This window comes from Natronomonas gomsonensis (assembly GCF_024300825.1).
GTDB classification, from domain to species: domain Archaea; phylum Halobacteriota; class Halobacteria; order Halobacteriales; family Haloarculaceae; genus Natronomonas; species Natronomonas gomsonensis.
In genome coordinates, this window is record NZ_CP101323.1 from 2,010,705 (window position 1) to 2,032,079 (window position 21,375).

A 21,375-nucleotide genomic window follows, 5' to 3' on the forward strand; every position below is an offset into this window, starting at 1 on the left:
GCCGTGCACATCGTGCAGACAGTAGCGTGAATACCACCCGGTCCATCGAGAAAAACGGTGGGGATGCACCCGACGCCAGTCGTCGGGGGAGTCAGTGGAGCCGAAGGCCGAACTCGGCTTCGAGCGTGTCGCGATACGTCTCAGGAGCGACCGCTCGCTCGCGTGTTTCACCGTCGACGACTTCGGTAAACGTCTCGGGCGTCAGCCGCTTGTAACCGCGTTCGGTGCCGACGTTGACGGTCGGGTCGCCCGTAAACGTCGACTCGGGGGCGGTCGCGAGGTGGTCACACGTCGCCGCGAAGTACGACAGCTGTCGGGGGTCAGTGGTGAAGATGTAGCGGTCGTCCCACGCCCCCTCGGAGCGCGTTTGAACGACGTACTCCGCGTCGGGGCGGTCGCTCTCGACGGTTCGCCACTCGATGCCGGCGCCGTCGGGGCCGACGCGGCCGCCGACCGGAAGCGGCTCTCGGAGTTTCGGCAGACCCAACCCCACGTCGACGACGTGCGGGCGGTCGAAGTCGACGAGAAGCGCGTGGTGGTTCGCCGGCGGTCGAGGGTCGCCGTCGTCGTCGAGGACGCAGGCGGCGATGCGGTCGGTGTCGAACCCGAGTTCCGCGAGCAGCCACCCGAAGAGGCCGTTCAACTCGAAGCAGAAGCCGCCGCGTTCGCGCTCGACGAGTTTCTCGTAGAGCGCTTCGAGTTCGAGCGTGATGCCTTCGCCGGAACGGTCGCCATAGGGGTCTCCGGTTATCGACAGCGTCTCGAAGGGCACCGTCCGGACGTGGGCCGACTGGAGCCGTTCGACCGTCTCGAACGTCGGCGGCCACGCCTCGGCGGGGTCGGCGCCGAGGCGGGCGAGATAGCGGTCGGGGTCCATGTTCGGAGGTGAGGGCGAGTGCCACAAAAGCGCTCGCTGAAGCCGATTGCTGTAGCGGTCGTGATAGGTTCCGGGAACACACTTGACGCCAGCGCTCGAATGCGACACATGGCAGTCGAAGACCTCCCCGCACTCGGCATCGGCACCTACGAGAACACCGACCACGAGGTGTGTGCAAACAGCGTCGAGACGGCGTTGAACGTCGGCTATCGGCACGTCGACACCGCAGAGGGCTACGACAACGAGGCCGCCGTCGGCGAGGGCATCGCGGCCGCCGACGCCGACCGCGAGGACGTGTTCCTCGCGACGAAGGTGAGTCCCGACAACCTCGCATACGACGACGTACTCGACCACGCTCGGGCGAGTATCGACCGGTTGGGCGTCGAGACGCTCGATTTGCTGTACGTCCATTGGCCGATTCGGGCCTACGACCGCGAGGCGACGCTCGCGGCGTTCGACGAGTTGTACGACGACAGTCTCATCCGCAACGTCGGGCTTTCGAACTTCACCCCCGCCCTGCTTGAGGCGGCCATCGAGACGCTTGAGGCGCCGCTTTTCGCCCACCAAGTCGAGTGTCATCCGCTGTTCCAACAGGCGGAACTGCGAGCGATGGCCCGCGAACACGGCCACCACCTGGTCGCCTACACGCCGCTTGCGAAAGGCGACGTGACCGACGTTCCCGAGTTGGTCGATATCGCCGAGAAACACGACGCCACGCCGGCACAGGTGGCGCTGTCGTGGCTGCTGTCGAAGGAGAGCGTCTCGGCCATCCCGAAGTCCGCGACGCCCGAACACATCCGGGAGAACTTCGGGGCGCTCGAAGTGACGCTGGACGACGAAGACGTATCCCGAATCGACGACATCGACCGCGAGAAACGCTACGTCGACTTCGAGGAGGCGCCGTGGAACTGAGCAGTCAGCGTAACTTCGGACGCCTCTCGACGGAACCGAGCGAAAAAACGGTATGCAACGGACGGCCGCCTCAGAAGTAGCGGTCGCCGATGTGGTCTGCGATGCGGAGCGCGTTGGCCTGCCCGGAGTTCGTCGGGTTGGGGCCGCCGACGCCGTTGGCCAGCGCCGAGTGGTCGGCGACGAACAGACGGTTGACGTTCTTGGCCTCGCCGGCGAAATCAAGCACCTTGCCGATTCGCATCGACGACTGCATGTGGAGCAGCAGCGGCGGCCACTCCGCGCGGTGGACGTGGGAGGCGCCGGCGTTCTTGTGGATGTTCGCCGCGATGCGGGCGAGTTCGTCCCGCCGTTCGTCGTCCTCCTCTCCCGGTTCGTAGCGGACCTTCGGCACCGGACCGTGCTCGTCGGAGAAGGTGTCGTCCAACGAGACGCCGTTTTCCTGCCGCGGCATGTCGTCGGTCAACACGAGGATGGCCTTCGTCTGTCGATAGTTGGCCATCCGACGTTTGAGTTCCTTACCGACGATGTAGCCGCGGGTGTCCCACGGTTCGTCGGGGTCGGTCGGCGTATCGAAGGAGTACCCCGCCTCGCTGAAGAGGTAGTCGGCAAAGGAGACCAATCCGGGCGACATCCCAATGTCTTCGAGACCGCCGACGCCGGGCTTGTCGAAGCGGACCGCGGAGTTCTGTCCGACGTAGGGGTCCATGTGCTGGCGGTCGGGGTTGATGTCGGCGACCGTGTCGTCGTCGTAGACGCCGACGACCCAGTCGAACCAGTGGGTGGTCAGCCCCTTGCCGACCCAGCCGTCGTCCGGCAGACCCGAATTGAGCCACAGTCGCGGCGTCTCGATACAGCCACCAGCGAGGACGACCGTGTCGGCCTCGACGGTCTGTGTCGCACCGGACCACGTGTCACGGATTTCGACGCCAGTCGCTTCGAGGTTGCCGGCGCCTTCCGCGGTGTGGATGTCGGTGACGTAGGTGTTCGGCCGGATTGCGACGTTGCCCTGATTGGGGTTATCGTTGGTGTCCAGCGCGCGCGGCACGTAGCCGATGTTACTGGATTTGCGTGCCTTCTCGCGGACGGGGGCATCGACGGGCGTCGAAGAGCCCTGGAAGTGGTCGCCGACCAGCGTGTCGCCGCGGAAGCCGTCGTCGTAGCTGAACGACCCCTCGTAGTCCGAGTCGAGCGGTTGGCCGTTGGAGGTCTCCTTGCCGGGGACCTCGACGGCGTTGGGCTGGGGCCGCCAGCCGGTTTCGGTGACGTTGAGGTCCTCGAGCAGCGGGTACTCGCCGCTTTTCTCCTGGCTTGCGCCCTCGATGAACACCTCTTCGCGGGCGGTCATCGGCGCCTGCTGGGTGGAGGTTATCTCCTCGTTGAGCCGGTGGTACGGCACCATGTCGGCGTAACTGACCTCGTCGGGCCAGTGTGGCTGGTCGTCGAAGGCCGTCGGGTAGCCACGCGGATGGTTCGAGAAGTAGTGCGTCGAGGTGCCGCCGACGGCCGACACCTGCCAGATGAACGCGTTCTGGTGGAGGTTCCGGAACCACGGCGCACGCGCGCTGTTGGAGGGACCGACCCGGAGGTAACCGTAGGTCGGGTCGTTGGCCTCCGCCTCGCGGTGGGTGAACTGCTCGTCGAGCAGTTTTCCGTCGAGGTCGTCGGGGTCGGTGCTGACCGTCCCGCCCGAATCGACGTGCGGTTCGGGCCACTGCTCGTTGCCGTAGAAGGGGCCGGCCTCCAACAGGAGTACGTCAACGCCGTGGTCCCGTGCGAGTTTCCACGCCGCGACCGGACCGTCCGCGCCGGCACCGACGACGACGACATCCGGGTCCTTCATAGCAGGTCACCTCCGGTGGCCTCCTCGGCCTCATCCGCGGCCTCGTCGGGGAGTTCCGGGTCGGCCGGCCCGGGCGTCTCTGCGGTCTCCCAGTCGTCGTCGAATCCGCCGTCGACGGCGTGGCGCCAGTCGGCGGCGTAGCCGTCCGAGGGACCGGGATAGTCGGTCTGATTGCGGCTCTGGACGTTGCTCGGGTCGACCTGCATCTCCCGTTCGTTGGGGGTGTTCGTTTTGGTGTCGCCGAGGCCCGACCACTCCGTGTAGTAGCCGAAGCCGTGCAGTCCGTTGACGGCCATGACGACGTACTTCAGGATACCGAGGGTGGGAAGCATCGGCGAGAGAATCTCGTCGAGGCGGTCGATGGCGCCGCCATCGACGATGGTCCACAGACAGCGGAGGCGGTCCTCCCGGGAGAGGCGAACGAACGTCCCGCCACCCGCGAACTCGGGGTTCGGTGACGGCGTGTCCTCGTTTTCGCCACGCAGGAGGAACTCCGCGGCGACGATGTCGAAGACGAGCGGGAAGACGTTCGCGTAGGGGTAGTTCTGGATGACCTGGTGGGTGCCCTCGTTGGCACCTTCGACGAGGAGGTCGAACTCCGCGATTCCCTCGGCGTCGTCCGGGATGGGTGCGTCCGCGAAGTCGATGGCGAGTCGGTCCACCGCGCCGAAGTCCAGCAGTTCGCCGAACTCGTCGAGGTCCTCAACCTCGAGGAGTCCGGTGAGTTCGTCGACCGCGTCCAGACCGACGAGGTCGGTCAAGGCGCCGAGTTCCGAACCCGAGGAGATGGTGTCGAGGTCGAGTTGGAACAACTCGGGAGCCATCAGGCCGTCGACGAGTTCGGTGACGGAATCGAGTGGCGTGCCGCCACCGAGGTCGCCGGTCTCCGTCAGTCCCCCGAGGGCGTCACCGAGCGGATTGTCTCCGCCGAGGTCGCCGAGCGGGCCGCCACCCGACCGGGCGGTTTTAACCGGAGTCTGTAGCGTCTCCAGTCGAATCTCTTGAAAGTGGTTGAAGTCCCAGATGAGGAACTTCTCCAGTTCCACATCGAGCCCGCCGGGAACGTGTTCCCCGCCGAGTTCCTCTTCGAGTTCGGGCGTCCGGGGAACAATCGCGTCGACGATTGCCCGATACGTGTCCCGCGTGTGGGGGTCCGCCGGAATCTCCTGTCCCAGAACTTCCTGTGCTTCCGCGATGCTCACACCGGACATCGAGACGGCCGCAAGACCCCCCACGCCCTTCATCACGCCTCGCCGCGTCATCGATGCGTTGGAATCTTCTGTCATGATAGTATCTGCCAACCGTACCTGTTACTACCGGTCATAGTGGTTAACCCTGCTGCGGGAAATATGGGGTCCTTTATGTTAAAAGATAAAATTTCATAGATGAATTTAGCCACGTTCTGTGCCACCGCAGCGATTTCAGACAAATTCGCCATATTAGCGGTTTTGAGACATTATTACCCTATTTTAGTCTCAGATATAACCACCCCATCACACCCAAATTACACCCAAATTGAGCGCTTTTAATAATATGTTTGATTTATAATTTTCTAGTTAGTTCATTTTGATTGTTGTATTCTATCGAACGCTTTCGTCCGGCAGTACCGGACACATAAGTCGGCCGAGGACGAAGCGGGACCGATGACGAGGTATCCAGTCGCAGCAGTCAAACTCTCCCACGACATCGTCGAGACGCTGGTCAAGCGGGGACCGACCGGCGTGACGGCCGTCGCCGAGGCGCTGGACGTTCCGAAGAGCACCGCCCACGACCACCTTCGGACCCTCGAAGCGGTCGGCTACGTCGTCAACGAGTCCGGAACCTACCGACTGGGAACGAAGTTCCTCCATCTGGGTGAAACCGCCCGAAACGGCCACGAACTGTTCGTCAACGGCCGCGAGGAGGCCCACGCGCTGTTCGAAGACACCGAGGGGAAGTACGTCCAGTTGGTGACCGAGGAGAACGACCGCTGTGGCGTGCTGTTGGCGGCCGGGTGGCGGAAGGGCAGCCACACCACCGGGACGCCGGGAGCGTACCCCTCGGACCTGCATCTCCACACGAACGCCCCCGGAAAGGCGATACTGGCGCACAAGGACGCCGAAACGGTCGAACGACTCATCGACGAGACGGAGTTACCCCCGCGGACGGCGAACACGATAATCGACGAAGAGCGGTTGCTGGCGGAGTTGGAGACGATTCGAGACGACGGTTACGCCGTCGACGAGGGCGAACTCATCGCGGGGATGACCGGCATCGCCGCACCCGTCGTCGCAGACGAGCGAGTCCGCGGCGCCATCGCGGTGTACGGCCCAAGCGGCGCCTTCGATGCCGACCCCGAGTCGTCGGGGCTGGCCGAAACCGTCCGTCAGTCGGCCCGGACCATCGAGGCGAACCTCATCTTCACGCCGGAGTGACAGCTGTCCGGTAATGCCGGACAGAATCCTGCGTCGACCCGGTAGTGACGCGACCGGTCGCCACGCGAAAACTAGATAGAATTCGTACAGGTCACCACACAAATACGAACCTCGTACGCAGGGCGGAAACGACTTGGAGTCCGACGGTGAATCCGAAGTCAGTGAACTTCGCCAACCACGTCGACATCGCCGCGCGGAACACGCCGGAGGCGACGGCCGTCGCCGACCGGACGCGCTCGCGGACCTTCGAGGGGTTGGCCAAAGACGCCGACCGCATCGCCGGCGGCCTCGATGCACTCGGGGTCGGCGTCGACGACCACGTCGCCATCCACATGCCGAACGGCGTCCCGTTCGTCGCCACCTACCTCGGCGTGCTGAAACGCGGCGCCATCCCGTTGCCGGTCAACCACAGATTCACCGACGAGCAAATCCGCTACGTCCTCCGAGACAGCGGTGCGAGCGCCGTCGTGACCGAGGGACGAAGCGACATCGACGCCGCCGGGACGCAAACGGTCGCGTATCTCGACCTCCTCGAAGACGGCGACCCCACTTGTGATGTGGAACCACGTCGCTCCGATGAGTTGGCCGAACTGCTGTACACGAGCGGAACCACCGGCGCGCCGAAGGGCGTCTACCACACCCACGGCAACCTCGCTGCCAACGCCCGCGGCTTCATCCGGTACAAGGAGTGGACCCGAGACGCCGTCGCGCTGACCGCGTGTCAGTGTTTTCACGTCACCGGTCTCAACGTCACGACGACGCCGTTTCTCGCGCTGGGCGCCGAAAACCACCTACTCTCGGAGTGGGACGCCGAGACCGCCCTCACCGAAATCGAGCGCCACGAGATCACCTACACCTTCCTGATTCCGACGATGCTGATGGACCTCCTCGAGTACGACGCTGTCGACGACTACGACGTGTCCAGTCTGGAGATGATAGGTGTCGGCGGGTCGCCGATGCCGAAACGGCGGATTCGGGAGGTCGAAGCGACGTTCGGCTGTCGGCTACTGGAGGGGTACGGCATGACCGAGACGACGCCGCTCGCGACGTTCAACCGGCCGGTCCCCGGCGGGAGCAAACCCGGAAGCATCGGCCGGCCGGCGACGGAAGTCGTCGACATCCGCATCGAGGACCCCTCGACCGGCGAGGCCGTCGAGCGTGGCGAGCGCGGGGAGTTCCTGTGGTGTGGCGACACGGTTACGCCGCGGTACAACAGCCCGAAGATCACCGACCAAAAATTCGTCGAGCGGGACGGCAAGCAGTGGCTCAAGTCCGGCGACATCGGCTGGATGGACGGCGACGGCTTCCTCTTCGTGGTCGACCGACTGGAGGACATGTTCACGACGGGGTGTGGCGACATCTACCCCCGCGAAATCGAGGAAGTAATCTACGCGGTCGACCCCGTCGAGAAAGTCGCCATCATCGACACCCGCGACGAGGTCCGGGGGGCGACGGTGACGGCCATCGTGAAGCCGCGGAGCGGCGAGTCGGTGTCGGAGACCGACATCCGAGGGGCCTGCAAGGACGAACTGGAGAGCCACGAGGTGCCCGACCGCATCGAGTTCGTCGAGGCGTTCCCGCGAACCGCGACCGGGAAACTCGACCGCATCACGTTGCGGGACCGCTTCGGCTAACTACTCGGCGTCGGTGACGTCCTGCCGGACGAACGTCACCGGACACGGCGCGTTCATCAACACGCGATGGGAGGTGCTTCCGAACACCGCCTTTCCGGTCGGCGAGCGCTTCCGACCCCCGACGAACAGCATGTCGGTGTTCGTCTCCTTTGCGACGGAGACGATGCGGTCGGTCACGTCACCGATTTCGCCGCGAATGCGGTACTCGATGTCCGCCTCCTCGAACGCGAACGACAGTCGGTCGATGTTCTCGAGCCGCGAGGCCAGCGTGTGCGCCGGCGGCGGGTCATCGGGGTCGTACCCCGCCTCGGCGACCCCTTCGTCGTACGCTGACTGAGAGAACACGTGCAGCAGAAGCACTGTCGCTCCCGTGGCGCCCGCGATGTCACAGACGAGACTCGCCATCTCCTTGATTCGAGTGTCTTCGTCCGGGCCGACAGCTAAGGTGAGTACTTCCAGTGACATATCGACCCCTTAGACCGGCACCGATAAAATTCGGCCGGGTTCCGGAGACGTGACCGGGGGAGTTTTGCGTTCTCCGCCTGAACTGCTGGCTGAACGAATGGCCGACGAGGAATCCGACCCGGAGGAATCGGTTCGAGAGGCAGTCGAACGGTCCCGAAGCGGCGCACCGGCGGTTGGAGCAGTCGTCCGCGACCGCTTCGAGACCGACGAGGTGTTCCAGCGGATCGTCGTCGCCGCCGACGAGGAAATCGACACCGGCACCCGTGAACTGTTCTTCAGCGCGCTCGCGGCCGGCTTTTCTATCACCATCACGTTCCTGGCGCTGGCGTCGATGACCGCCAAAACCGGCGGCGACCCGCTTTTGAGCGTCATCCTGTATCCGCTGGGGTTCGTCTACATCATCTTGGGCGGCTACCAACTGTACACCGAGAACACGCTCCCGCCCGTGGCGCTGGTCCTCGAACGACTGGCCAGCATCCCGACACTACTTCGGACGTGGGGCGTGGTTCTGTTCGGGAACTTCGCCGGCGGTGCCATCGGCGCGCTCGTACTCGCCTACACCGGCGTGTTCTCCCCCGAGACCACGGCCGTCGCCATCGATATCTCCCAGAAAGGCATCGAAACACCGTGGTGGGACCTGTTCTTCAAAGCCGGCTTCGCCGGCCTCGTCGTCGCCGGCGTCGTCTGGCTCGATTACGCCTCTCGAGACACCATCTCGAGACTCGTCCTCGTCTACATCGCCTTCCTCGTCATCCCGCTTGCGGACCTCTTCCACGTCGTCGTCTCCTTCACCGAGTTGATGTACCTCGTCTACCTCGGGGAGGCGGCGCTTCTGTCCGGACTGTTGGGCTTCGTCCTGCCGGTGTTGCTCGGAAACACCATCGGCGGCGTGTTGCTCGTCACCGTCGTCAACTACTTCCAGACGACCGAACGCCGCTTGGAGAGCGCCCGCGAGGACGGCGTCGAACGCCAGTTGTCGATTTCGGAGTGGCTCGGCGGCGGAAGCGTCGGCCGAACGTACGTCCCCGCGGACCGCGACGACACACAACGGCGACGACGGCGAGACGACGATTGACCGGCCGGCTACTCGAAAATCCCGACCGACTCCCGGTGTGATTCGAGAACCGACGGTTCGATATCGACGACGAGATCCCGCTCGGCGCGGTCGAGTTCCGCCCGAATTCCCCCATCTGGACGGACACAGAGCGACCGGCCCGCGTAATCGGTGACAGGGGCATCCTCGACGTCTCGGCGGCCGGTTCGGCCCGCCCCGAGGACCCACCGAACGCCGTCGAGCGCCCGCGACCGCAACAGCAGCCGCCAGTTGTCGCTGTGCGTCGCCGGCCACGCCCCCGGAACGAGTAGCGCGTCAACCCGCTTGTCGGTCATCGCGGCGCTCTCCTCGACGAAGTTCAAATCATAGCAGGTCAACAGGCCGGTCTTCCCCAGCGGCGTCTTGACGGTGACTCGCGAGTCGCCGGGGTCCAGCACCTCTCGCTCGCCGCCCCAGAGATGCTGTTTCCGGTAGACCGCGACGACGCCGTCGCCGTCGAGATACGCCGCGGCGTTGTACGCCCCGTCGTCGGCCTCGACGAACCCGACGACCACACCACAGTCGGCGTCGTCGGCACTCTCGACGAGGCGCTCGATTGCCTCGCCATCCCGCGGAATTGCCGCTTCGGTGATGCGGTCGTCGGCGACGAACCCCGTCAGCGCCTGCTCGGGGAAACACGCGAGGTCGACACGCTCGGGGAGGCCGCTGAGGCGCGATTCGACGGTTTCGAGGTTCGACTCGACATCGAGGTCGTCGACGGCCATCTGACACGCCGCGACGGTCGGAGGCATGTTCGGTCGATGCGACGGCAACGGCATAAGCACCGGTGGCAGTTCAGCGCTTACCCGTCACATCGAGCGAGGAATCGTCGAAAAGAACCGTCGAAGGGTCGTCAGCGGGAACAAAAACGAGTCGGATTACGCGTCGTCGGTGTCGTCCGTGTCGTCAGAGTCCTCAGTGTCGTCGGTGTCCTCTGTGTCCTCGCCGTCGTCTGCGTCCCCAGCGTCGGTATCGTCCACGTCTTCTTCGGACTCGTCAGCGTTCTCGGCGTTGTCCGCACCGTTGTCCGCATTTTCGGCATTGTCATCGCTCTCCTCGGCCGCGTCATCCGCGTTGGTCTCCGCATCTTCGTCTTCGGCCTCGTCAGCGCCATCAGCGTCGTCAGGCGCCTCCTCGGAGGCGATATCCGAGACGGCAGCACCGAGGTTGTCGATGTCACCCGACAGGAACTCGTTGATGGTGCTGTGGATATCACTCACGAACGACGGCACCTGTTCGGGCATGTCTTCGGGCGGGCCCGCATCACCCGGCCGCTCTTCGCTCGCGTTCTCGGCGGGTGTGGCCGTCGCGTTCTCGGCGGGCTGTGCAGCGGCAGCACCCGCAGCCCCGACGAGCAGGAAGCTCGCCGCGAGGACTGCGAGTACGATGTGTTTGGTGCGCATTGCATCCCGGCCTTTCCGGTGGAGAGATAAGTAGGGGTGAGTCAGTTCGAAGCAGTTCGAACCGTTTACGCCTGAACTGCCCGTTTCCGGGCGTTTTAAACAGTTTAAACGAAACGGCCGACAGCGATACGGGCCCTCGAATCGACGGAACTCGGGTCCTCATTATAACGCCACTGGCCGTTGGCGGGCCGTCGGTATCGGGGCGCGAGGAGGGAGAGCGCCTCCAGTCTCTGCTCCGTGCGGCGCACTCGGCGCAAAAACATATAAAGACCGACCGCGACCACCGGGAGCGGTTGGTCCGAAGCCGCTACTGTGCGTCCACCACAGCGACGCTCGCAAGGTTCACGATGTCTTTGACCTCATCGCCGCGCTGGAGGACGTGGACTGGTTTGTCCATGCCGACGAGCATCGGACCGATGGCTTCCGCGCCGCCCAACCGTTGGAGCAGTTTGTAGGCGATGTTGCCGGCTTCGAGGTTCGGAAAGACCAAGACGTTCGCCGGTTCCTCCAACTCCGAGAAGGAGTAATCGCCCGTCAGCATCTCCTCGACGACCGCCGTGTCCGCCTGCATCTCACCGTCGACCGGGAAGTCCACGTCGGGAGCCGCTCGGAGGGCGGCGGCGGCCGCCCGCGGCTTGCGGGTGCCTTCGTTGTCGACCGTTCCGAAATCGGAGTACGACAACAGGGCGACCCGTGGGTCGACGTTGAACTGTCTCGCGAGGTCGGCGGTGTGGCGAGCGACTTCCGCGAGCACGTCGGCATCGGGGGCCTGATTGACGGTGGCGTCGGCGACGAAAACGACGCGATTTTTGAACGTCAGCATGTACACCCCCGCGGCATAGTCGGCGTCGTCGGCCGTTCCGACGACCTGCAGCGGCGGGCGCAGCGCCGTCGGGTAGTGGTTCGTCAATCCCGTCAACATTGCGTCGGCGTCGCCCATCTCCACCATCACGCTGGCGAGGTAGTCGCCGTCGTGGACCAACGCGTCGGCCTCCCTGCGGGTGACGCCGTTGCGCTTCCGGAGGTCGTACAGGCGGTCGGCGTAGGGGTCGAGTTCGTCCGTCGTCGGGTCGACGATTTCGGGGTCGAAGTCGAGGCCGAGTTCCGCCGACACCTCCCAGATGGTGCGCTTGTCGCCGACGAGGACGGGGTCGGCGATGTCCTGTTCGATGAGTTGGTAGGCCGCCCGAATCATCTTCGGGTCGTCGCCTTCGGCGAGCACCAGCCGTTTGGGGTCGCTTTTCGCCTTGTTCAGCACCACGCGCATCATCTCGCGGGACTTCCCGAGTCGGGCTTCGAGCGTCTCCCGATACTCCCCGAGGTCGAGGGGTTCGCGGGCGACACCGGATTCCATCGCGGCCTCGGCGACCGCCCCCGAAACCTCGAAGAGGACGCGTGGGTCGAGTGGTTTGGGAATGATGTAGTCGGGGCCGAACTGCAGCGGTTGGTCGCCGTAGGCTTTGACGACGGCGTCGGGAACGTCCTGTCGGGCCAATTCGGCGAGCGCCTCGGCGGCAGCGACTTTCATCGCCTCGTTGATTTCGGTCGCGCGGGCGTCCAGCGCTCCTCGGAAAATGAAAGGGAACCCGAGAACGTTGTTGACCTGATTCGGATAGTCTGACCGGCCGGTCGCCATGATAACCGTGTCATCGCGGGCGCTTTTGGCCGCCTCGTAGCCGATTTCGGGGTCCGGATTCGCCATCGCGAAGATGATTGGGTCCGCCGCCATCGACCGGACCATCTCCTCGCTGACGATGCCGCCGACCGAGAGGCCGACGAAGGCGTCCGCACCCGCCATCGCGTCGGCGAGACTACCGCCTTCCTCGCTTGCGAACTGTGCGACGTAGGAGTGGGGGTCGTCGGCCGCGACGCGGTCTTCGGTGATGATGCCGTCGATGTCACACATCGTGATGTTGTCGGCGGCGACGCCCAGCGACTCGTAGAAGCGGGCGGTCGCGGTGGCCGCCGCGCCCGCGCCCGCGAAGACGACTTCGAGGTCGTCGAGCGATTTGTCGGCGATGTCGCAGGCGTTCAACAGTGCGGCCCCGGAGATGATTGCCGTCCCGTGTTGATCGTCGTGGAAGACGGGAATCGACATCTCCTCGCGGAGGAACGATTCGATTTCGAAACACGCGGGCGCGGAGATGTCCTCGATGTTGATGCCGCCGAACGTCGGTTCCATCATCGCGACCGCCTCGGCGAACGCCGCCGGGTCGTCCTCGTCTAACTCGATGTCGAAGACGTCGATGTCGGCGAAGCGCTTGAACAGCACGCCCTTGCCCTCCATCACCGGCTTCGACGCCTGCGCACCGATGTCGCCCAACCCGAGAACCGCGGTGCCGTTCGAGACGACGCCGACCATGTTCCCCTTCGTCGTGTAGGTGTAGGCATCTCCGGGGTTGTCGGCGATGGCACGACACGGCGCGGCGACGCCCGGCGAGTACGCAAGCGAGAGGTCCCGCTGGGTGTTCGTCGGCTTCGTCGTCGATATCTCCAGTTTGCCGGGCGGGTCGGTGCGGTGGTATTCGAGTGCGTCCTCGTCCAGTCCCATACCGGTCCTCCGAACGGGAGGCATATGTGCGCAACTATTGCCAAAAGCGCACACGGAACGCACCACGAGTGGACGGTCGGTCGGAACCGCTCAGGCTTCCAGAAGAACGCCACCGTCGCCGTCTGACACCGCAAGGTCGTAGCCGAACGCCTCGATGACCGCCCGATTGGTCTCGACGTGGTCGGTCACCTCGGGTGCCAGTACCTGTCCGCCACCCAAGGCGAGAAAGACCATCGACTGGTCGGCGAGGTGCTGGTCGACGACGGCAGCACCCTCGTGGAACCGATGGAACGCCTCGACGGCCTCGGCGGCGACCTCTTCGGAGGGCTTGCCGGCCTCCCCGAGCGCCGAAAAGCCAGCACGACTGTTCTCGTAGACGGCGACGAGGAGTATCGACGACCCGGTCGAGTCGGCTTCGACGGAGACGGCCTCCGTCCCGACCGAGGCGTCGGCGTCGAGTTCCTCGGCGACGGCACCGGCCTGTCGTTCGGCCACCTCGGCGTCGGCCAACTCCTCGGTGGCCGTCGAGTACACCTCGACGCGCCGGAGCGCACCGCGGTCGGTCAGCGACAGCGGCGACAGCGACGAGGGGCGCAACGTCAGCGTCGCTCGGCCGCCGCCGGCCGGATAGAACCCACGGGAACCGACCGTGACCTCCGCATCGAGGCCGATTTCGGCCAGAAGTGGGAGTTTGACACGCTCGAGATACGACACGAGGGGTGCCCACTTCGTGTCGGTGCCGCCCGTGACGGTCACCGTCGCGGGGTCGTCGAGGGCGACGGCCAGCGGCAGCAGGGTATCGAACACTAACGCGACGCTGCCGGCGGTGCCGACGTCGACCGACACGTCGTCGGAGGCCACCTCCTCGGGCCGAAACACGAGCGTTTCCGACTCCACCTCGCCGCCCTCGACGGTCGCCGAACACAGCGCCGCCGTCGCCTCGACGGCCGCGAGGTGCTGCGGTCGCAGCCCCGGCGTCGGGCGGTCGCCGCGAACGTTCTCGATTCGAACCGCCGTCCCCGACAGCGCCGACAGCGACAGCGCCGTCCGGACGATTTGTCCCCCGCCCGCCGAGCCGTCGATTTCGAGCATAGGCGACGCTACCGCCCCGACGACGACAAACGTTCCGACTCCCCGCCGAATCAGCCCGCTTCGGGCCGATTCCCACGAGACGGGAAACAGGTTCGCTTTTTATGCGGATTCGGAGCCTACATAGAGGTATGAGCCAGTTACCAACTCGGCGGTCGGCGGACGAACCGCCCGTGCAACCGGAACGCGTGATGCCGTTCATCGCGGTCGTGTTGGGCATCCTCGTCGTCGGACTCGTCGGTGTCGGCCTGCTGACGCTGTGGCCGGTCATCACCGGCGCCCTGCCTGTCTCCGCCACCGCGATGGTCGCAAGCACGCTCCTCTTCGGGGCGTTGCTCCTCGTCGTCGCGGCGGCGACCCGGCGGTTCACCCCGCGGCGGACGCGATAGCTGACCGACCGACTTTTCTGCGAAAAAATACGCCCTGAAGTGGCTACGCCGTCCGCCGTGCCGACCAGTACAGCACGCCGGCAGTCGCGAGAAACACCACGGTCGAGAGGTCGTAGGCGATGCTGGGGACGGTACTCGCGAGCGGCGACCCGATGCCGCCCAGTGCGGCGGCCAGTGCGGCCCCGAACGGCCACAGACAGCCGACGCAGGTGGCGACCCCGAGGACGCCGGCGAGCGCCGAGCGAGCCCCCGCGAGGACGACCGTGTACACCAACACGGCGAGTGCGGCGTAGCCGATTACCTCGAAGGGAATAATCGAGATATCGACGACGGTGTTGGTGTACATGACCGCCGGGCCCCAACCGGGGGAGAGCCACGCGATGCGGGCAGGCATGTCCATCCCGCCCAGTCCGACGAGCCCGCCGGCGACCGCCAAGACCGCGAAGTAGCCGACTGCGACCGCTCCGGCAGCGACGCGTCGACGCTGTGACGCCGCGACGGTCGGCCGACGCAACACCACCCACGCGCCGACGTTTATCCACACGAACGGGTACAGCGTGTACCGGGGAGCAAGGATGCTCGTCCCCGTCACCCGGAGGTAGACGAACACCGCGAGCAGTTCGAGCGCCAGCAGCGTCCCGACTGCTCGGACTGCCGTCGACCGACCCACCGGGAGCGTCGACCGGTCGAGGCGTCGAGTCGATGTCGCCACGTTAGGCCCCCTCCGTCCGGTTCAGCAGCGCTCCCTCGACGTGGAGGTTCCACAGCGCCACCGCGAGCAGGACGACGACGACGAGCGCCGCCGCAAGGCCGACGTACGCAGCCGGGGACAGCGAGATGCCCATGAACCCCGCGACCGTTCGCAACTCGACGATGAGCGGCGTCAGGAACGCCAGGATGACGAGCAGGCCGACCCGTGAGATTTTTTTGCTCACGGTATCACCCCCAACAGCCACGCCGGATACGTGCCCGTTCCGGGGCCGAACAGGCCGCCGTCGGAGATGATGGCCGCTATCGGCAGCGAGTACGCCAACACGACGAGGACGACGGCGATGGCCGTCCACAGCCAGAGGTTGTCGAGGACCTTCGGGGAGTCTTCCGGTCCGGACAGGGGGTCACTGAGGGAGGCGTCAACGGACGTCTCCATCGGGCCCTCGAACAGCGAGACGATGACGTTGCCGAGGAACAACACCAGCGAGATGAACAACAGCGTCCCGCCGATGGCGATCTGGAAGTCGAGTTCAGCGACGGTGCTGAAGCCCGCATCGAAGGCGAAGCCGTCGTACTGTGGTTCGGCGGTCCGACGCGGCATGCCGATGAGTCCCGCACGGTGCATCGCGTTCGACATCAGCGTCATCCCGACGAACCACAGGATGACCTGGAACAGCGCGATGGTGCGGCTGTACACCCGTCTTCGGGTCAACTGCGGGAGAATCCAGTAGGTCCCCGCCATGAACGTCAGGGCGACGGCCGTCCCGACGGTGAGGTGGAAGTGCCCCGGCACCCACAGCGAGTTGTGGATGAGGTAGTTGATGTTCATTCCGGCGTTGACCATCCCGGAGAAGCCGCCGGCGGCGAACATCAGGCCGGCGAGTGCCATCCCGGTGAACGCGGGGTCACGCCACGGCAGCGCGCCGAGCCACGAGAGATACCCCTCCCCGCCGTTCTGACGAGCGCCGTGTTCCATGCTCGCGACGACGGTGAAGGCGGTCAACAGACTTGGCAACAGCAGGAACATCGTGTTAGTCATCGCTATGAACTTGAAGCCCTCTGCTATGCCGGGGTCGAGATACTGGTGGTGGATGCCGACCGGCGTCGACAACAGCAGGAACAACACGAACACGACGCGTGCCAGCGGGTCGCTGAACAGTCGGCCGCCGGATATCGACGGCATGACCGTGTACCAAAGCAGGTACGCCGGCATCAACCAGAAGTACACGACCGGGTGGCCGAAGTACCAGAACAGCGTCCGCGTCAAAAGCGGGTTCACCTGCTCGATGAGACCCAGCGACCACGGCAACAGGAACACGAGCACGGAGATGGCGACGCCGATGGTGGAGATGTACCACATCAGCATCGTCATCAACACCATGAACGTCTGCAGCGGGATGCGTTCGTTCGGGTTTTCGGCCCGCCAGTTCCACCACGAGCGGAACCAGTCGAGGCCAGCCATCCACGTCCCGATGATGAACACCGCAAGCCCCGCATAGAACATCGGATGGGCCTGCAGCGGCGCGTAGAACGTGAACAGCACGTCGGCGCTAATCGGGATCGAGTCGACGAAGCCGCCGAGGATAGCGATGCCCGCAAGCGCCGTCCCGGCGACCATCGTCAGATACCACGCCCACGTGAACCTGATGTCCTCGACTGGCCTGTCGAGGCTCCTCGTCACCGCCCACGTGAACAGGCCGACGAGGAAGAAGATGGTAAAGGAGATGGCGAGCAACACGCCGTGAAGCGTGAGGACGGTGTAGTAGTCCGCCGATTCGATGAAGCGGAGGTAGTTCGTCCGGTGGAGCGCCTGAATCAGGCCGCCCAATCCGCCGATACCGAGGGCGATGAAGGCACTCCACAGCGAAGCCCGAACGATACGGGCTTCCTTGGGGAAGCGGTCGAGGAACAGCTCCTCACCCTCCAGTTCCGCACTCATTCGCTTTCACCTCCGTATTCGTCTTCGGGCACCACGTTGAGTTTGCCCTCCATGTCGTGGTGACCCTGTCCGCAGTACTCGTTGCACAGGATACCGTACTCCTTCGGTTCGTCGAACTCGACGGTTATCTCGGCGACCTGTCCGGGAACGACCATCGTGTTGACGTTCGTCCCGACGACCTGGAAGCCGTGAATCACGTCGATTGAGGTGACGTGGAACGTCACCGTGCTGTTGGCCGGCACGACAATCGTGTCGGGACGGAAGATGAACTGCTGGGCGATGACGTACACATCGTACTCGTTTTCGCCCACCTGCTCGACGCGCGGTTCGCCGAAGTCTTCGTCATCGGTGACGGCGTTGGCGTCGATGGTGCCGCCGGAGGCATCGACCATCGCAACCCCCGCACCGGCCGCCCCGTAGGTCACCGTCGCGATGAACCCGACGATGAGTGCCAGTGCCCCGATGAGCCAGATTTTCTCGTAGGTGTGGATGTTCATCCTATCACCGTCGGCCCGTTGCCGAGGAATTCGATGAAGTACGTGAATATCCACATCCCCACGAGGATGAGGAAGTAAATCCCGATGAGGACGAGCGTCCCTATCGGGTCGAACTCCTCGTGTCCGAGTTCTTTCGTGTCGTTGTCTGCAGACATACGCATTGTCCGTGTTGCGCGAATCCACAAAACACTACCCCCGGAATCCTACTCATCGGGAACCCGTGGGTGGGTTTTTAACCACTCGCCGCCGTAACCTGTGGTATGGAATTGACGCCACGCCTCGGTGCCGTCGTCACGCTGTTGGCACTCGTGCCGGTGGCCGTGTTCACCGTCTACATCGGCAACCCGCTCGTCGCCATCGCGCTCGTGAACGTGGTTCTCATCTTCGCGAGCCTGTATCTCGCGTTCACGCCGGTCGAGAACCACGACCACGACCACGGCCACGCCGCCTGAGAGGAATGGCGGTCGAAAGCGCCGCCGGGCTCGACCTCGCCGTCTTCGGTGTCGTCGGGGTACTCGCCGGCGCTCACTGTCTCGGAATGTGTGGGCCGCTGGTGACGCTGTACGCCGACCGCATCGACGCGACGGCGGCCGACGGCGGCCGACGGGCGGACCAACTCACCCCCAGAGCCGTCCGGCAACACGGCCTGTTCAACCTCGGACGAGCCAGTAGTTACGCCCTCATCGGTGCCCTCGCCGGCCTGCTCGGTTCGGTGACGTTCGGGTCGGCAGCCGCAATCGAAGGGGTCGGCGACGGCCTCCGCGGCGGCGTCGGCGTCTTCGTCGGCCTGCTCATCGTCAGCGTCGGCGTCTCGTATCTGCTCGGCGGCGCGGGCGGCCTCCATCGGTTCGTTCCGGACGGTGCGCCGCTGGGCCGACTCGTCGCCACCGCGACCGACCGCGTCGACCGACTCGCCGCCGGCCCCGGAATCGTCGCCCTCGGCGCGCTCCACGGCCTGTTTCCGTGCCCCATCATCTATCCCGCCTACCTCTATGCGTTCGCGCTGGGGGACCCGCTTCGGGGCGGCCTCTCGCTGCTCGTCTTGGGCCTCGGGACGATTCCGACGCTGTTCCTCTACGGCACCGTCCTAGACGCCGTCAGTGCGACCCGACGCCGGTGGCTCCACCGCGCGCTCGGCGCCGCCTTCGTCGCGTTGGGGTACGTCCTGTTGGCCCACGGTCTGATGCTGTTCGGTATCCACCTCCCGCACCCGCCGCTGCCACACCGCTCCCTCACCAATGTCGTGTAAACTCTGTGACCTGCCGACGCCGGACCCGCCGATAACCGCCCCGGACACCGACGGCGAGTTCTGCTGTCGGGGCTGTCTGGAGGTCCAGCGTCGCCTCGGCGAGGACGCCGAAGCCGCCCTCGAAGACAACGACGACGACCTCGGGACCGAACCAGTTCCGGAGGGCTGTGAGCAGGCGTTTCTCGCGGTTGACGGGATGCATTGCTCGACGTGTGAGGTGTTCGTCGAATCCCTCGGCAGCGACATCGACGGCGTCGACGCCGCCGAGGCGAGTTACGCCAGCGAGTTGCTCCGGGTCGTCTACGACCCCGACCGCGTCGACAGCGAGTCCCTCCCCGAACGGCTCTCGGGGTACGGCTACGAGGCGCGACTGCCCGAGGAAAGCGCCGAGGATGACGGCAGCGACGTGGTTCGGTTCCTCATCGGCGGCGGCTTCTTCGGCATGATGGCGATGCTGTGGTACGTCCTCTTCCTGTATCCGACGTACTTCGGTTACCCGCCGCTGGTCGATTTGGGCGGCTTCGCCTTCGCCTACATCGCCGCCAACATCTGGGTGTTCACCTCGGTCGTGCTGTTCTACACCGGCTACCCGCTGTTGCGTGGCGCCTACGTCAGTCTCCGGGCCGGCCGCCCGAACACCGACCTCCTGGTGTCGCTTGCGGCCGTCGGCGCCTACGTCTACAGCACCCTCGCGTTGGCCCTCGGCCGCACCGAATTGTACTTCGACGTGACCATCGCCATCGTCCTCGTGGTGACCGCCGGAACGCAGTACGAATCCCGCATCAAGCGCCGGGCCAGCGACCTCCTATCGGAGTTGACGGAACTCCGCGTCGAGGAGGCGACCCGCCACCCCAGCGGCGAGGTCGTCGCCGTCTCGACGGTCGAACCCGGCGACGACCTGCTCGTGAAACCCGGCGACAGGATTCCGGTCGACGGCACCGTCGCCGAGGGGTCGGCCGCCGTCGACGAGGCGCTCGTGACCGGCGAGTCCCTCCCGCGGAGCAAGACACCGGGCGACGACGTTCGGGGCGGAACCGTCGTCACGAACGCCCCGCTCGTGGTCCGGGCCGGCGAGGAAGTGACGAGCACGCTCGACCGACTCGTGGAGTTGCTGTGGCGGATTCAGAGTTCCCGGCCGGGCGCCCAGCGGCTTGCCGACCGACTGGCGACGGTGTTCGTTCCGCTCGTGGTCGTCCTCGCGATGGCGACGACCGGGTGGCTACTGGCAAGCGGAGCGGCGCCCGCCGAAGCGCTTCTGACCGGCCTGACCGTCCTCATCGTCTCCTGTCCGTGTGCGCTCGGACTGGCGACGCCGCTTGCGGTGGCAAGCGGGACCCGCGCGGCGGCGGCCCGGAACGTCGTCGTCGCCACGCCCGCGCTGTTCGAGGCCGCACCGGAGGCCGACACCGTCGTCTTCGACAAAACCGGGACGCTGACAACGGGTGCGATGACGCTCCGTGAGGTGCGTCCCGTCGACACCGACCGCGACTCCCTACTCGCTCGGGCGGCGGCGCTGGAGCACTTCTCGGCGCACCCGATTGCGACGGCCATCACCGACGCGGTCGAGGAGACACCCGAGGCAGCCGACGTCGAAACCCACGAACGCGGCGTCTCGGGGAGCGTCGACGGCACGGCGACTCTCGTCGGCCACCCGTCGCTGTTCGCCGACCGCGGGTGGACTATCCCGGAGTCGGTCGCCGACAGCACCGAATCGGTGCGCTCGGAGGGGTCGGTCCCGGTCGTCGTCGGCTGGGACGAACGCGCCCGAGGGGTCGTCGCCGTCGGGGACGAGACGCGAGCCGAGTGGGAGGCGGTCGCGGAGACCTTCGCCGACCGCGAGGTGGTCGTCCTCACCGGTGACGAGGGCGCCTCCGCGGACCGACTCCGGGCGGACCCGAACGTCGACCGCGTGTTTTCGGGTGTCAAGCCGGCGGCGAAAGCCGAGACGGTCCGACGACTCCGGGCGGACGGCACCGTCGCGATGGTCGGCGACGGGAGCAACGACGCCCCCGCACTCGCGGCCGCCGACGTGGGTATCGCCCTGGCCGGCGGGACGCAGTTGGCGACGGAGGCCGCGGACGCCGTCGTCGTCGACGACGACCTCCGGTCGGTTCCCGACACCTTCGACATTGCGGCGGCGACGAACCGACGCATCAAGAGCAACCTCGCGTGGGCGTTCGGCTACAACGCCGTCGCGATTCCGCTGGCCGTTTTCGGGCTTTTGAACCCGCTTTTCGCCGCCGTCGCGATGGCTTCGAGCAGTCTGTTGGTCGTCGTCAACTCCTCGCGGTCGCTCGGGCCGTGACCGCGAG

General features: G+C 65.6%; 19 protein-coding genes and 2 pseudogenes. 8 read left to right on the forward strand and 13 right to left on the reverse strand.

Translation table 11 applies throughout. The annotated features are described in order from the left end of the window. Positions 1–91: 91 nt before the first annotated feature. Positions 92–877, reverse strand: a complete 786-nt coding sequence (locus NMP98_RS10820; RefSeq protein WP_254857577.1) for an arylamine N-acetyltransferase family protein — start codon at positions 875–877, stop codon at positions 92–94. A gap of 108 nt (positions 878–985) precedes the next feature. Between NMP98_RS10820 and NMP98_RS10825 the strand changes: the two genes are divergently transcribed. Further along, positions 986–1,789: an aldo/keto reductase gene (locus tag NMP98_RS10825; protein ID WP_254857578.1), complete on the forward strand. Its 804-nt coding sequence runs from the start codon at positions 986–988 to the stop codon at positions 1,787–1,789. Between the two features lie 70 nt (positions 1,790–1,859). On the opposite strand, the gene NMP98_RS10830 is transcribed toward NMP98_RS10825, so the two are convergent. Together NMP98_RS10830 and NMP98_RS10835 are read right to left on the reverse strand one after the other, a co-directional pair. Continuing rightward, entirely contained in the window at positions 1,860–3,629 is a 1,770-nt protein-coding gene (locus NMP98_RS10830; RefSeq protein ID WP_254857579.1) for a GMC family oxidoreductase N-terminal domain-containing protein, read from the reverse strand. Continuing rightward, complete coding sequence (locus NMP98_RS10835; protein ID WP_254857580.1) at positions 3,626–4,915, reverse strand: hypothetical protein; 1,290 nt, start codon at positions 4,913–4,915, stop codon at positions 3,626–3,628. Before NMP98_RS10835 ends, NMP98_RS10830 begins: the two co-directional genes overlap by 4 nt. Before the next feature lie 357 nt (positions 4,916–5,272). Between NMP98_RS10835 and NMP98_RS10840 the strand changes: the two genes are divergently transcribed. Next, positions 5,273–6,043 carry an IclR family transcriptional regulator gene (locus NMP98_RS10840; protein ID WP_254857581.1) on the forward strand — a complete coding sequence of 257 codons (771 nt, stop codon included), beginning with the start codon at positions 5,273–5,275 and terminating at the stop codon, positions 6,041–6,043. A 146-nt stretch (positions 6,044–6,189) separates the two neighbouring features. Next, positions 6,190–7,677 (forward strand): class I adenylate-forming enzyme family protein, encoded by a 1,488-nt coding sequence (locus tag NMP98_RS10845; RefSeq protein ID WP_254857582.1) that lies wholly within the window; start codon positions 6,190–6,192, stop codon positions 7,675–7,677. Here the strand turns inward: NMP98_RS10845 and NMP98_RS10850 are convergent, their stop codons facing one another. Beyond that, the gene (locus tag NMP98_RS10850) at positions 7,678–8,142 is read right to left on the reverse strand and encodes a universal stress protein (RefSeq protein ID WP_254857583.1); all 465 of its coding nucleotides are present in this window, start codon (positions 8,140–8,142) and stop codon (positions 7,678–7,680) included. A 97-nt stretch (positions 8,143–8,239) separates the two neighbouring features. Between NMP98_RS10850 and NMP98_RS10855 the strand changes: the two are divergent. Next, positions 8,240–9,169, forward strand: a pseudogene (locus NMP98_RS10855) (formate/nitrite transporter family protein); the annotation flags it as partial. Positions 9,170–9,225: 56 nt separating this feature from the next. On the opposite strand, the gene NMP98_RS10860 reads toward NMP98_RS10855, so the two are convergent. The 4 genes from NMP98_RS10860 to rtcA all read right to left on the reverse strand — a co-directional run bounded on the left by NMP98_RS10860 (position 9,226) and on the right by rtcA (position 14,281). Continuing rightward, positions 9,226–9,987: a carbon-nitrogen hydrolase family protein gene (locus NMP98_RS10860; protein WP_254857585.1), complete on the reverse strand. Its 762-nt coding sequence runs from the start codon at positions 9,985–9,987 to the stop codon at positions 9,226–9,228. 126 nt (positions 9,988–10,113) lie between these two features. Continuing rightward, entirely contained in the window at positions 10,114–10,638 is a 525-nt protein-coding gene (locus NMP98_RS10865) for a hypothetical protein (RefSeq protein ID WP_254857586.1), read from the reverse strand. 307 nt (positions 10,639–10,945) lie between these two features. Then, positions 10,946–13,189, reverse strand: coding sequence for an NADP-dependent malic enzyme (locus tag NMP98_RS10870; protein WP_254857587.1), 2,244 nt, complete (start codon positions 13,187–13,189; stop codon positions 10,946–10,948). Between the two features lie 90 nt (positions 13,190–13,279). Beyond that, positions 13,280–14,281 (reverse strand): RNA 3'-terminal phosphate cyclase, encoded by a 1,002-nt coding sequence (rtcA, locus tag NMP98_RS10875; protein ID WP_254857588.1) that lies wholly within the window; start codon positions 14,279–14,281, stop codon positions 13,280–13,282. 128 nt (positions 14,282–14,409) lie between these two features. Between rtcA and NMP98_RS10880 the strand changes: the two genes are divergently transcribed. Then, positions 14,410–14,667: a hypothetical protein gene (locus NMP98_RS10880; RefSeq protein ID WP_178915999.1), complete on the forward strand. Its 258-nt coding sequence runs from the start codon at positions 14,410–14,412 to the stop codon at positions 14,665–14,667. A 43-nt stretch (positions 14,668–14,710) separates the two neighbouring features. Here the strand turns inward: NMP98_RS10880 and NMP98_RS10885 are convergent, their stop codons facing one another. The 5 genes and pseudogenes from NMP98_RS10885 to NMP98_RS10905 form a co-directional block, all read right to left on the reverse strand. Beyond that, a complete protein-coding gene (locus NMP98_RS10885; protein WP_254857589.1) occupies positions 14,711–15,379 on the reverse strand; it encodes a DUF7546 family protein in 669 nt (222 codons plus the stop codon). Position 15,380: 1 nt separating this feature from the next. After that, on the reverse strand, positions 15,381–15,602 hold the full coding sequence (locus NMP98_RS10890) for a hypothetical protein (protein ID WP_254857590.1): 222 nt from the start codon (positions 15,600–15,602) through the stop codon (positions 15,381–15,383). Further along, a complete protein-coding gene (locus NMP98_RS10895; RefSeq protein ID WP_254857591.1) occupies positions 15,599–17,317 on the reverse strand; it encodes a b(o/a)3-type cytochrome-c oxidase subunit 1 in 1,719 nt (572 codons plus the stop codon). The genes NMP98_RS10890 and NMP98_RS10895 overlap by 4 nt, the downstream gene beginning before the upstream one ends. A gap of 14 nt (positions 17,318–17,331) precedes the next feature. Next, positions 17,332–17,814, reverse strand: a pseudogene (locus tag NMP98_RS10900) (cytochrome c oxidase subunit II); the annotation flags it as partial. Continuing rightward, complete coding sequence (locus NMP98_RS10905; protein WP_178915994.1) at positions 17,811–17,969, reverse strand: hypothetical protein; 159 nt, start codon at positions 17,967–17,969, stop codon at positions 17,811–17,813. The pseudogene NMP98_RS10900 and the gene NMP98_RS10905, both read right to left, overlap by 4 nt. A 105-nt stretch (positions 17,970–18,074) precedes the next feature. Here NMP98_RS10905 and NMP98_RS10910 point away from each other — a divergent pair, with 105 nt between their 5' ends. The 3 genes from NMP98_RS10910 to NMP98_RS10920 are packed head-to-tail and all read left to right on the forward strand — an operon-like array spanning position 18,075 to position 21,368. Next, the gene (locus NMP98_RS10910) at positions 18,075–18,266 is read left to right on the forward strand and encodes a DUF8131 family protein (RefSeq protein WP_254857593.1); all 192 of its coding nucleotides are present in this window, start codon (positions 18,075–18,077) and stop codon (positions 18,264–18,266) included. Positions 18,267–18,271: 5 nt separating this feature from the next. Further along, entirely contained in the window at positions 18,272–19,063 is a 792-nt protein-coding gene (locus tag NMP98_RS10915; RefSeq protein WP_254857594.1) for a sulfite exporter TauE/SafE family protein, read from the forward strand. Next, a complete protein-coding gene (locus tag NMP98_RS10920; protein WP_254857595.1) occupies positions 19,053–21,368 on the forward strand; it encodes a heavy metal translocating P-type ATPase in 2,316 nt (771 codons plus the stop codon). The genes NMP98_RS10915 and NMP98_RS10920 overlap by 11 nt, the downstream gene beginning before the upstream one ends. The last annotated feature ends 7 nt before the right edge of the window (positions 21,369–21,375 follow it).